At 45.4% G+C, this 12,820-nt stretch carries 11 protein-coding genes; 5 read left to right on the top strand and 6 right to left on the bottom strand.

Features of this window, described 5'->3' with window-relative positions; all coding sequences use genetic code 11:
* Window positions 1–7 precede the first annotated feature (7 nt).
* From recF to gyrB, 4 genes are all read left to right on the top strand, one after another.
* On the top strand, window positions 8–1,129 hold the full coding sequence (recF, locus tag F3H20_RS16345) for a DNA replication/repair protein RecF (RefSeq protein ID WP_149735954.1): 1,122 nt from the start codon (window positions 8–10) through the stop codon (window positions 1,127–1,129).
* 5 nt (window positions 1,130–1,134) lie between these two features.
* Window positions 1,135–1,992, top strand: coding sequence for a DUF721 domain-containing protein (locus F3H20_RS16340; protein ID WP_188128375.1), 858 nt, complete (start codon window positions 1,135–1,137; stop codon window positions 1,990–1,992).
* On the top strand, window positions 1,970–2,224 hold the full coding sequence (remB, locus tag F3H20_RS16335) for an extracellular matrix regulator RemB (RefSeq protein WP_091750342.1): 255 nt from the start codon (window positions 1,970–1,972) through the stop codon (window positions 2,222–2,224). The genes F3H20_RS16340 and remB overlap by 23 nt, the downstream gene beginning before the upstream one ends.
* Window positions 2,225–2,288: 64 nt before the next feature.
* Window positions 2,289–4,199 carry a DNA topoisomerase (ATP-hydrolyzing) subunit B gene (gene gyrB, locus F3H20_RS16330; protein ID WP_149735952.1) on the top strand — a complete coding sequence of 637 codons (1,911 nt, stop codon included), beginning with the start codon at window positions 2,289–2,291 and terminating at the stop codon, window positions 4,197–4,199.
* A gap of 117 nt (window positions 4,200–4,316) precedes the next feature.
* On the opposite strand, the gene F3H20_RS16325 is transcribed toward gyrB, so the two are convergent.
* The 4 genes from F3H20_RS16325 to F3H20_RS16310 all read right to left on the bottom strand — a co-directional run bounded on the left by F3H20_RS16325 (window position 4,317) and on the right by F3H20_RS16310 (window position 10,385).
* On the bottom strand, window positions 4,317–7,370 hold the full coding sequence (locus F3H20_RS16325) for an efflux RND transporter permease subunit (RefSeq protein ID WP_149735951.1): 3,054 nt from the start codon (window positions 7,368–7,370) through the stop codon (window positions 4,317–4,319).
* Window positions 7,367–8,425, bottom strand: a complete 1,059-nt coding sequence (locus tag F3H20_RS16320; RefSeq protein ID WP_149735950.1) for an efflux RND transporter periplasmic adaptor subunit — start codon at window positions 8,423–8,425, stop codon at window positions 7,367–7,369. Before F3H20_RS16320 ends, F3H20_RS16325 begins: the two co-directional genes overlap by 4 nt.
* 98 nt (window positions 8,426–8,523) lie before the next feature.
* Window positions 8,524–9,105, bottom strand: a complete 582-nt coding sequence (locus tag F3H20_RS16315) for a TetR/AcrR family transcriptional regulator (RefSeq protein WP_149735949.1) — start codon at window positions 9,103–9,105, stop codon at window positions 8,524–8,526.
* Window positions 9,106–9,314: 209 nt separating this feature from the next.
* Window positions 9,315–10,385 (bottom strand): S1C family serine protease, encoded by a 1,071-nt coding sequence (locus F3H20_RS16310; protein WP_149735948.1) that lies wholly within the window; start codon window positions 10,383–10,385, stop codon window positions 9,315–9,317.
* A 212-nt stretch (window positions 10,386–10,597) separates the two neighbouring features.
* Between F3H20_RS16310 and F3H20_RS16305 the strand changes: the two genes are divergently transcribed.
* Window positions 10,598–11,041, top strand: a complete 444-nt coding sequence (locus F3H20_RS16305) for a hypothetical protein (RefSeq protein ID WP_149735947.1) — start codon at window positions 10,598–10,600, stop codon at window positions 11,039–11,041.
* 49 nt (window positions 11,042–11,090) lie between these two features.
* On the opposite strand, the gene F3H20_RS16300 is transcribed toward F3H20_RS16305, so the two are convergent.
* Together F3H20_RS16300 and F3H20_RS16295 are read right to left on the bottom strand one after the other, a co-directional pair.
* Complete coding sequence (locus F3H20_RS16300; protein ID WP_149735946.1) at window positions 11,091–12,074, bottom strand: Gfo/Idh/MocA family protein; 984 nt, start codon at window positions 12,072–12,074, stop codon at window positions 11,091–11,093.
* A 148-nt stretch (window positions 12,075–12,222) separates the two neighbouring features.
* The coding region (locus tag F3H20_RS16295; RefSeq protein ID WP_188128374.1) for a YadA C-terminal domain-containing protein at window positions 12,223–12,820 on the bottom strand (598 nt) is incomplete at its 5' end.

Here is a 12,820-nt window from a genome sequence, read left to right as displayed (position 1 = left end):
GTGCTGCATGAGAATCAATCACCTAACGCTGCATAATTTCAGAAATTATGCGGATTTGTCGCTTGCTTTTTCCCATAATATCAATATATTCCTGGGCAATAACGCCCAGGGAAAGACCAATATTCTGGAAGCTATTTATATTGGGGCCATGGGACGGTCTTACCGTACCTATTCGGATCAGGAACTTATTCGCTGGAAGCATTCATTAGGACGTATCCAGCTTAATTTTTCGCGTTTGGATGTCCAAAATGACTTGGCTTTTCGATTTTCCCAGGGCGAGACTAAAAAAAGTAATAAAGAAATTACTTATAATGGATATACTATAAAGGTTAAAGAGCTGATTGGCGCGTTGAATGTTGTGCTGTTTGCACCGGAGGATCTGACTCTGATTAAAGGACAGCCGGTAGCCCGGCGCCAGTTTATTGATGTGGAAATTTCCCAGGCCAGTCCTTCCTACTATAGCCAACTCTTAACTTACAACCGGATTGTTACGCAGCGTAATCATCTGTTAAAAAAGATTAGAGATAACCGGTTAAATGCCGCTATGCTGGAGCCTTGGGATGAGCAGCTCATCAAGGCTGCCGCCGGCATTACCGTTAAGCGGAAGGAAGCTATAAAAAAGCTGGCCATGCTGGCCAATTTAATGCACCGCCGGATTACCGCGAGTAAGGAAAACCTGTCTGTTGCTTATTTTATGGCCGGGATGGCGGAAAATGAGCAGGTGGCGGATAAAGATCTCCCGGTCTGGTACCGGGAGCAATTGCTGAAGCTGCGTCAGCAGGATATCTACCGGGGCAGCACCGGTATCGGACCGCATCGGGACGATCTGGTATTCACGGTCAATGAGGGAATTCAGTTGAAATCTTTTGGTTCCCAGGGACAGCAGCGGACGGCCGTATTGGCGTTGAAGCTGGCGGAACTGGAATTTATCAAATCAGAGACCGGTGAATATCCGGTATTGCTCCTGGACGATGTCATGAGTGAACTGGATGCCGAACGGCGAGAACAACTACTTTTCTTTATTAAAGATAAAATTCAGACCTTTGTTACGGCGACCGATCAGAATTATTTTCCCGAAAAGAAAATGGGACATTATTATTATGTGCAGAACGGCAAGGTCATGGAGTGATGAGGATGCAAGGTATTAGTGAAATTTTGCATAATACGCTGCAGCAATTGGGTTTAAAAAAAAGATATCATGCGGAACTTATCATGGAACGCTGGTCTGAGATTGTGGGTGATGATATTGCCCAGCACTCCTGCCCGGTAAAGTTTGAGCGAGGCTTGATGTTCGTAACGGTGAGCAATTCGGTGTGGTGTCACCATTTATTTATGCTAAAAGAGGGCATTATTGGTAAGCTAAATCGATTTATCGGTGAAAAAATTGTCAAAGATATCCGTTTCCAGGCAGGATATTTGAAAGATTGTAAGAATCAAGAGAATACGGAGCATTCTGTTTCCTTAAAGCAAAGCTTAGCGGCTATCCGCCTGGACGAGCAGGAATTAGCTGGAATCCGGCAATATACCCACGAGATAGCTGACGAAGCCTTGCAAAAGAAATTGGCCGGTTTCACCCGAAAAGCGCTGGCCTATAATAAATTAAAAAAAATGGATAAATGGCATGCCTGCCAAGGCTGTGATACGCTTTGTCCACCGGAGGAAACCTACTGTGCGATATGCCTTAGAACCGTCCGGGAAGAAAAGCTTGGAGAAATCAGGAAGCTCTTATTGGATGTTCCCTGGTTTTCTTATGAAGATCTGCAGCCATATCTTTCTTGCACACGCTCAGAGTTCGACCGGGCTAAAAGCGAGCTGTTAGCCCGGTTGTGTCTTGAATATACAGCAAAAAACGGACAAGTTGACAGTGTACACCGTACGACGATTGTAATGCTGATGGAATCGGTGGGACCTGACGAAATTACTCCGGAAACGGTTGATCATACTTTGGAAAAATTCAGGAGGAAACAACATGTTTTTGCACCTAGGAGCTGATACTGTCATTCCACTCAAAAATGTCATTTCGATTAATGATTTAAGAACAGTAAAGTCCGGTATCAATCATGAGTTTTTGAAAACCATGAGGGAAGAGCAAATGATTGTTGATATTTCCGATAATAATCCGAAAAGTTTTGTGTTGACAGATAAGGTTGTTTACTTATCGGCTATTTCCTCCTTAACTCTAAAAAAACGGGCCGGACAAATTCCGGAAGAAGAGGAAGAATGATAAACCGTGATATAAGCACGGTTTATATTGCGTTTGAAATTGATGGCGGGAGGTACATAGCAGAGTGAATGAAGATATTACGGTAAATGGAAATTATGGAGCGGGGCAGATACAGGTACTGGAGGGCTTAGAGGCAGTACGTAAGCGTCCCGGTATGTATATAGGCAGTACGTCTTCCCGAGGATTGCATCATCTGGTTTACGAAGTAGTGGATAACAGTATTGATGAAGCTTTGGCCGGTTATTGCACCAAGGTAGATGTAACTATTCACCAGGATAACAGCATCACTGTTATTGATAATGGCCGGGGCATTCCGGTCGATATGCACGAAACCGGCAAACCGGCAGTAGAAGTGGTGCTGACCGTGCTGCATGCCGGCGGTAAATTCGGCGGCGAAGGTTATAAAGTGTCTGGCGGTTTGCATGGCGTCGGTGTTTCGGTTGTTAATGCCCTGAGTATGCATTTGGAAGTGGAAGTAAAACGGGACGGCAAGGTGTATACCATCCGTTTTGAACGGGGCAATACGGTTGAAGAACTGAAAGTTATAGGCACAACTGGGGAAACCGGCACTAAGGTTACCTTTAAGCCTGATCCGGATATCTTTGAGGAAACGGAATATCATTTTGATATTTTAAAACAGCGGTTGCGGGAATTGGCCTTTTTAAACAAGGGCTTGAATATCGTCCTGTCCGATGAGCGGACCGGCGTAAACGAAAATTTTCATTACGAAGGCGGTATCGTCTCTTTTGTGGAGCATTTGAATAAGACAAAAGATCCGCTTCATCCCAAACCAATTTATTTAAAAGGTTCGAAGGATACAACGCTGGCCGAACTGGCATTGCAGTATAATGACGGTTATGTGGAAAATATCTTTAGTTTTGTTAATAATATCAACACTCAGGAGGGCGGAACTCATTTAAGCGGTTTTAAGATCGCCCTGACCAGGTCGATTAATGATTTTGCCCGTAAATTAAACATGCTCAAGGACAATGATGAGAATCTGAGCGGCGAGGATATCCGGGAAGGCTTGACTGCCGTAATCAGTGTTAAAATCCAGGAGCCTCAGTTTGAGGGACAGACCAAAACTAAGCTGGGCAACAGTGAAGTACGGGGGATTGTCGATACCATCGTTTCCGAGGGACTGAGTGAATTTTTTGAGGAAAATCCTTCAGTTACCAAAAAGATCATTGAGAAAACCATTATGGCTTCCCGGGCCAGGGAAGCTGCCAGAAAGGCAAGGGAATTGACCCGCCGGAAAAATGCCCTGGAAGTAAGCTCGCTGCCGGGCAAGCTGGCCGATTGTTCGTTAAAGGACCCTGATCAAACGGAAATTTATCTGGTCGAAGGTGATTCAGCCGGTGGTTCAGCCAAGCAAGGACGGGATCGCAGATTTCAGGCTATTTTGCCGCTCAGGGGTAAAATCCTAAATGTGGAAAAGGCCCGGCTGGATAAGATTTTAAATAACGAAGAAATCCGGGCGATGATTACCGCTTTTGGCTGTGGTATCAGTGATGAATTTGATTTGGAAAAAAGAAGATATGGCCGGATTATTATCATGACCGATGCCGATGTAGACGGTGCCCATATCAGAACGCTGTTACTGACATTCTTTTATCGCTATATGCAGCCGCTGATTGAATCAGGCAAGGTATATATCGCTCAGCCGCCTTTGTATTTAGTTAAAAAAGGCCGGGAAAGCTGGTATCTGTACAGTGATGAGGAAATGGACCAATTGCTTAGCCGGATTGGCCGCGACAGTATCAATGTGCAACGGTATAAAGGCTTAGGCGAAATGAATCCCGAACAATTGTGGGATACAACGATGAATCCGGAAGGGCGTACTATCTTGCGGGTAACCCTGGAGGATGCCATGGCTGCCGATGCAATCTTTTCGGTACTAATGGGCGATAAGGTAGAGCCGCGGCGGAACTTTATTGAGGAACATGCCCATAATGTAAGGAATCTGGATATATAGATACGTTGCTTCAGGATAGAAAAAGGATTAGGTCATCGTTGAGATGAACCTAATCCTTTTTAGTTTATAAGATTTTAATTTGGCTAAAGATATCCGGGAAGAAAGCTATGGGCTTATTTATTTTACTTCCTGTTTTACCTTAAACCAGGCGGCGTACATGGTAGGCAGCACCAGCAGCGTCAGAATGGTGGCGCCGAGCAGTCCGCCGGCAATGGCTACGGCCATGGGGCCCCAGAAGTTGCTGGGAACCAGCGGCAGCATGCCCAGGATGGCGGCCGCAGCGGTCAACATAATGGGACGGAAGCGCAGCACCGCCGAATCAATAATGGCATCCCAAGGGGATTGGCCTGTTTTAATATGCTGCTCAATTTGGTCGATTAAAATGACCGAGTTGCGGATAATCATACCGCTGAGGGCAAGAACACCCAGTTCAGCTACAAAGCCCATAGGACGCAGCGTAAGCAGCATGGACAGGCTGACACCAATAATGCCCAGCGGAGCAGTTAACAAGGTAAGAATCATCAGGGGAATTCGCTGTAGTTGAATCATCAATAGGGTGACAATCAACAATAGCATAACCGGCACGGGTTGCAGCAAAAATTCCATAGATTGCTGACTTCTTTCCAGTGAACCGCCGATTTGAATACTATAGCCGGCAGGCAGGGAGTCGCGAAGCGGTTTGAGCTGTTCATAAGCCTGCTTAGTGGCGTCATTACCGGTGATGTTTGAAGCTACATCGGCCTGAACCGTAATGGTTGGTTTTAAATCCCGCCGCCAGATCAACCCGTCTTCGGCAGCGTAGCTGATGGTGGCTATCTGGTCAAGGGGCACGAATTTACCGTTGCCAATATGGATGGGCAAATCTTTGATAGTTTCCAGATTTTTTCGATCGGCCGCATCCATGCGCAGGACAATGCCAACGGTCTTATCCTGTTCATAAAATTCGCCTACTGTAACACCGGATAGTTGAGTTTGTAAATCCGCGGCCAGGCTTTGGCTGTTGATGCCCAGTATTCTTGCTTTATCGGGGTCGACGGCCAGGTGCATGGTTTTCGTTTTTTCATTCCAGTCAAGGTTTACATGAGTCAGATTAGGATTGGCTAGCATAGCTTGCTGCACCTGGTTGGCAATGTCCCGAACCTTTTCATGGTCGTAGCCGCTGACACGCAGCATGACGGGATAAGGAGAAGGCGGACCGGTTTGAATGAGCTTTACATGGCCCCGTACCTCGGAAAATTGTTCGGCGAATAATGTGTTGATTTTATCCTGCAGAACCTGACGGGCTTCCAGGTCTTTCGCTACAATGACGAATTGCGAGTAATTGTTGGCCGGCAGCTTGGGATCGGTGGTCAGGACAAAACGGGGTGATCCCTGACCGACGTAATAACTGTAGCTGGCAATATTCGGATCATTGGCCAGGGCATTGGAAAATTGTTTGGATACATTTTCGGTCGCTTGCAGCGAGGACCCTTCGGGCAGGGTCAATTCCACAATGATTTCCGGCCGAACCGAAGGCGGGAAAAATTCCTGTTTGACTAATTTGAGTAAACCTAGAGAGAGAATAAAGCTAGCGACGGTAATACCTAAGACCAGTTTACGATGATGCAGGCACCAGGTCAGGGTTTTCCGGAACAGCCGGTAGAACCGGGAGTCATACATAGCTTGGTCATCGTGGCCGTTTTCTTTGGTTTTGATTAGCCGGTAGCCCAGGAGCGGAGTTACCATGACAGAAACGATCCAGGATAAGAGAAGCGCGATGGTGACTACCGTGAATAAGCTGCTAGTAAACTCCGCAGCCGATCCCTGGGAGAAACCGACCGGAATAAAACCGGCACAGGTAATCAGCGTTCCGGTCAGCATAGGGAAGGCCGTTGCCGTATAGGCGTAACAGGCGGCTTCGAAGCGCCCCCAGCCCTGTTCCAGTTTTACTGTCATCATTTCCACCGAAATGATCGCGTCGTCTACCAGGAGTCCCAGTGAAATAATTAAGGCTCCCAGCGATACCTTGTGAAGATCAATACCGAAAATTTGCATAAAGACAAAGATTCCGGCGATAACCAATGGAATGCACAGGGCTACTACAATACCGGAACGGAAACCGAGGCTTAGAAAGCTGACCAACAAAACAATAAAAATGGCTTCCTTTAGTGATTTTACAAATTCGCCGATAGAGTCCTTAACTACTTCCGGTTGATTGGACACCTGGCTTAATTCAAGGCCTAGCGGCATATCCTGTTTTATTTTACTAATGGTTTCCGCCAAGTTGTCTCCCAAGGTCAGGATATTGCCGCCCTTTTCCATAGAAAGGGCAATACCGATAGCCGGTTGGCCGTTAAAATACATTTTAGGTTCGATGGGGTCACTGTAACTGCGGGTAATCGTGGCGATATCCTGCAGGCGGAAGGTGCGGTCGTTAACCCGGATAGGCAGATTGCGCAAATCTTCCATATTGGTAAATAGGCCGGTAACCCGCAAATAGACATTGTCGCTGTTGGTTTCGATCATACCGGAAGCGGTCATGCTGCTTTGCGATTTAATGGCGCTGCTGATTACGGCAGGATCGATACCTAGTTGGGATAATTTGCTGTTTTCAATTTCAATATAGATTTTCTCCGGCTGAACGCCTAAGAGATCGACTTTTTTTACACTTTTGATACCTAAGAGAGTCCGGCGGATTTCCTCGGCTTTTACCCGCATATCCTCGTAGCTGTAGCCGCTATCGGCGGTTAATGCGTAAATACAGCCGAAGACGTCATCAAAGCGGTCATTAAAGAAAGGACCTACTACGCCTGAAGGCAGAGTAGACTTGATGTCATTGACCATATTGCGAATTTCCAGCCAGGTGGGGCGGATGTCTTTTTCCTTTACCGTGTCTTTTAAAGTTACATAAATAACAGCCTGACCGGGCTGGGAATAGCTTTTCAGATAGTCAATACCAGGGGTGTCCTGCAGTTTTTTCTCCAGCTTGTCTGTTACCTGTTCTTCCATTTCGCGGGCTGTAGCTCCCGGCCAGGCAACCGATACAATCATTTGTCTGATAACGAAGTCGGGGTCTTCCATCCGGCCAAGTTTCTGATAGGAAAATATGCCAGCCATAAATATAATGGCAATAAAGAAATAGACCAGTTGCTTGTGATTTAACGACCATTCGGTCAGATTAAGCCGGCTCATAGACGCACCTTCTGTCCTTCATGGAGTTTCTGGACACCGGCGCAAACAATTACATCCCCTTCGTGCAGTCCGTCCAGAATTTCCACAGCATTGTCGCCAAAGGCACCGACCTTAACCGGTCTCAGCGCAACCTGATTATCGGTTACAACCCATACATTTGGCATATCGCCGGTCTGGTATAACGCGGCCAGGGGAATAAAGATGGACTGGCTGCCGGTTTGGCTTATATTTACCGTTGCAGTCATGCCCAATTGCAGACCAGCCGGTGGGTTGACTAGCGAAATGCGAGCCTTATAAGTACGGGTTACTTTGTCGGCCATAGGAGCTATTTCTCTTACTTTTCCTTCGCTGGTAATGCCGGGCAAGGCCCAAAAGGTAACTTGGATATGGGAGGCATTTTTTAATTCTTCCAGCTTATTTTCCGGGATATTGATTTCGATTTCCCGCGTCCCGTCTTTTACTAATGTCAGTACAGTCTGACCGGCACTGACTACCTGGCCGGCTTCGACGTTAATAGCGGCGATCACTCCGTCACTGTCGGCCGTAAGCTGGCTATAGTTGAGTTGATTATTACCTTGGGCATATTGGGCTGATGCTTGATTTACCGCTGCCTGAGCCACCTCATAGGCATTTTGGTACTGATCAAGCTGAGCACGGCTGATGGCTCCCTGTTCGTAGAGCTTTTCATATCTCGCCAGATTGCTTTGGGCTAAGTGAAGCTGGGAATCGGCGGAAGCTACTTGGGCGGCAGTCAGGTTGACAGTTTGTTGAATATCCTTGGGATCAATTGTTAAGAGAACATCGCCGGCCTTGACATGGGTGCCGGCTTCAACCTGGCGTTGAATAATTTTGCCGCCAGTCTGAAAGGAAAGTGCTGCTTCATACCGACCGCGCACTTCGCCGGAATACCCCGGATTTTGGTTGTTGGCGCCAAGTGAAATGGTTTGCGTCCGTACTAACGGTATATCCTCGCTTACCTTGGCTGTTTGGGAGCAACCGGTAAGTAGTAAAGCGACCAATAAGAGAGATAGATAATTCCGGTAGTCTTTTTTCATGCTGTTTCCTCCTCTAAATTCTAATCACTTATAAACTATTTTGGTATTCTAGTTTATTTATGATAAAAAACTGCTAAAGAAATAAGCTGACCAATAGTTTATTTCTTAGTTAAACCATGGATAATAAGGTCGATCAGGGCGTCGGTATAATATCCCTGCTGTTCCTTTTCCGGTGAGAATTCGCCGGTTCTCATATAACTGAACGCTTGAAACAGGCGAAAACCGGCATAACTGACCACCGCTTCATCGACATTCCGGAATATTCCTTTTTGTTTTCCGTCTCGAATGATTTCGGCGATAATCGAAATGATTTCTTCATCAATCAGTTTATGGTACTTCCGGTTTAAAAAGGCGGAAAACAAGGCATCATCGTCCTTGAGCAGCCGAGTGATAAAGGTATCTTCATTAAAAAAGGCTAACGAAGTCCGGATGAGCTGAGTTAATTTTTCCAAAGGGTCGGAAATTTCGCCCATCCGGGAAAAGATAATTTGGATAGTCTGGTGGCATTCCCTGGTTAGGAGGCTGGAAAACAAATGTTCTTTATCCTTAAAATGTTCGTAAACGGTTTTCTTAGATATTTTACAGTCCCGGCTGATTTCATCCATTGTTGTTTTTTTAAAGCCAAAGCGATCCAGCCGGTCTCTAGCTTTATCCAATATTAGATTTTTAATATCATCCATGCTGTAGTTCACCTACTTATTATTTGTATGACCTTATTGAAAGTAGTATTAACAAAAAAAACAGTGCTACTCAAAAACTATTATAGTATTTTAGTTTCCTGAAAGCAAGCTGCAATTGCCTAAAAATATAAAAAGCGAGAGGATAAGTCGCTCTCGCTTTTTTTCCCTTGATTACTTCAAGGGGTGTATTTGATTTTTTATTAGTTTTTTTACTGGTTTTGGTTCGGCATTTCTTTGAGAACGGCGGTTACTGAAAGGGTGCGGTTGTTGCGGATAATAGTAACATTCACCTTGGTATCTACCGGAATGTCATCCAGCACCTTACGCAGATCGGCAACCGAATTGACGGCCGTGTCGTTTATCTTGGAAATGATATCACCCTGTTTGATACCTGCCTGATTAGCCGGTCCGTCGTCTTCCACCCGGACAACGTATACACCGCTGTCAATTTGCAGGCTGTAGCCATAACGGGCCGCCGTATTTTTATCCCAGACGCCAACACCAAGATAAGACCGGACTACCTTGCCATTTTCCATCAGGGACTGTAAAATCGGTCTGGCCGAATTAATGGGAATGGAAAAGCCCATACCCTCAATTCCATCGGCGGAGATTTTGGCACTGTTTATACCGATAACCTGGCCGTCGGCGTTGACCAGGGCGCCGCCGGAGTTTCCGGGATTAATTGCGGCATCGGTTTGAATAAGGTTGAATTTGCGATCTCCAATTTCAATGGTACGGTTTAAGGCGCTGATTACACCAACAGTAACGCTGCCGCTAAACTCTAGGCCAAGCGGATTGCCGATGGCAATGGCCGGCTCACCGGCCATAATGGTGGAAGAATCACCCAGAACGGCGGCGGGCAAACCGGAGGCATCCACTTTTACTACAGCCAAGTCGGTGGCTGGGTCGACACCTAATACTTTTCCGTTAAAGGTTCGTCCGTCCGAAAGAGACACGACAATCTCCTGTGCTCCCTCCACGACATGATAGTTGGTGGCAATGTAGCCGTTGGAGTTAAAAATAACACCGGAACCTACGCCTTTTTCAATGAGAACCTTTTGGTCAAAATTATCCCTTACATAAGCTTTATTGGAAATCCCGACAACAGCAGGTCCTACTTTTTTCACTGCCTGTACCACATATGTATTACGATTACTGGACAGTTCGCTGCTCTCAGTTTGATTTGCTGCGGCGGTACTATGGAAGCCTGTTATCATAGACGTGCTTAGCGCGGCACAGATGATGGCTAAAAGGGTAAACTTTTTTAGCAGACCTTTCATAAAGATACCTCCATTTAGATAATTCCAATTCAGTATACTTTAGGATTATGACAAGTCTGTGACAAGAGAAGTCAATTTCGCATTAAGTGAGGCCATTCTCGTCAAATTATCCTGATTTTACAAGGAAATACGTAAAGTATACAGAAATGGTATATATACATAGTACAACAGACTATCCTGTTCAGCAAATAGGTATTGGGGAGGAATGACCTATGAAATGGAAATTCGGCAGATTACTTTTTCTGTCCGGAATGCTGATTATGCTGTTTTTAATTCCGGTACAGACGGGAGCAGCGATGGCAAATGATGGCTTAATTGATGTGCAGGTGCAAATTCATATTGAAAAACCCGATTATTTCTGGCAATATCCTTTTGGCGGGAAAAAGTTGGATAATATGCTGGTTTCAGGTATGGGAAAGTCCTATACTGTCTATGCTTCTTCCAACGGAGAGACATTTACTTTTGCCGTGCCGAAAGGCTATACGTTACGCCTGGGTATCACTTTTCCCGACAGTATGAATTATAATAAAACAATTTATTTCTCTAAAAGAAATATAGCTGAAAAAGACCATTTTCTTGCCATTACGCTTAAAGCACCGGAATATCAGGATGTTCTCTTTCAGGCACCTGATTTTGATGAAAAAACAGTGCAATAACAATTAAAGTAAAAAGACTCACTTTGGAACAAAGTAAGTCTTTTTTATTTTATTGATCGGCCGGGAAGACCAAGCCGATTTGTTTGCGTGCCTCATCCATAACCTGCATGACCTGCCGGTTGAGTGTAAAGGTATTGATGCTTGATTGTAGCTGGCCGGTTTTAATGAGCTGAATAAATTCCCGGGCTTCGTAAAACATCAGTTCCGGTATTTGTGGCTGACTGATATCTTCAATCGAACCGTCGCGATAGATAATTTTTACGTCTTCCGGGGTAGAAATTTTATCAATCAGAATATTGCCGTTTTCCCCCTGAATTTCACTGGAGATAAGGGAGTTGGCTATTTTAGAATGAGAAATGATCGCTTCCATATCTTTGTAATGGAGGGTAATGCTGCCGCACCCGTCAATGCCCGAACTTAGCATGGTCGCATTGGCAGAGACTGACTCGGGCGGGCCGAACAGATAAATGACCGGATAGATGCAATAAACACCGATATCCATAATGGAGCCGTTGGAAAAGGCAGGATCGAAGGTATTAATAGGCTTGCCGGCTTTAAAGGTATCGTAACGAGAGGAATATTGGCAGTAGTTAGAAAAAAATCTGCGGACCGGTCCCAGCTTGGGCAGATTTTCCCTGACGCTTTGTATGTTGGGCAGGAAGGTGCTTTTCATAGCTTCCATTAGGAGCGATCCGTTGGCGGTGGCACATTCGATCATTGCTTCCAGTTCTTTGCTATTGGAAGCAATGGGTTTTTCGCAGAGTACGTGTTTTTTATGAGATAGAAACAGGAGGGCCTGTTTGGCGTGGTGCGAATTGGGGCTGGCAATGTAAACGGCATCCAATTCAGGGCTGCAAGCCATTGTTGTGAGGTCGGTAAAAACATGCTTGGCACCATGTTTATCGGCAAAGGCCTGGGCTTTTTCTTCGGTACGGGAATAAACGGCAGACAGTAAAAAATCGTCTGTTAAGGTCGCACAGCGAATAAATTCTTCGGTAATCCAGCTAGTTCCTATAACACCAAAACGAATCATGATAGGCCTCCTTAGTAGGTGTTTATAATTGTTATTAATTTCATAGTAGCACAGACGATTAAAATATTGAATACCAATTTGTAGTTTAATGAGTTTACTTTAACAGAATAAAAAAAACTGCCGATAGAAATTCGGCAGTTTTCAAAAATTACTTGGTGTTTTCTTCGGCGGTATTAACGTTTGTTTTCAATGTTTCTTGCGCAGCTGCAGCCGGGGTGATGACTTCTTTACTTTCCGGTGCCGGTGAGGCGGTTAATTGGATTTCAGAGGTATGTTTATCCGTCGTAACGGCAACTTCTTTTGGATGATGCGGGCGGCCTACCCGCCAGGTAGCTCCTACCCGTCCCATTTGCTCACTGCCACTGATCGACCAGGCGGCATTGTAAAGGGTATCTTTGTTGGCGTAGTGATACACACCAATGGCCACTGCCTGGGAACCGCCGTAGGTTCCTGCACCAATGGAAATTTGAGTGGGTGCTTGCGGATCATAATCTAAAGGAGCTAATGCTGTCATGGCTGCCGAGAGGGCGCCTACTTTGTCGACACGGTTTGAAAGATCGTCTACTCGTTGAGAGAGTGAGGAAATATTATTACTATTATTAGTAATTTGATTTTGAAGCATGCTATCCTGACTATCAGAATAGCTCCTGGCAGAATCTAATGTTTTCTTATCCTGAACATCAGAATAATTATTGGCCGAGGTTAAGGTCTTCTGACTCTGAGAATCAGTATAGTTGTTAGCGGAG

Origin of the sequence: Propionispora hippei DSM 15287 (assembly GCF_900141835.1) — a bacterium.
In the GTDB taxonomy this organism is placed as follows: Bacteria; Bacillota; Negativicutes; order Propionisporales; family Propionisporaceae; genus Propionispora; species Propionispora hippei.
This window is presented reverse-complemented; position numbering and strand designations above follow the sequence as displayed.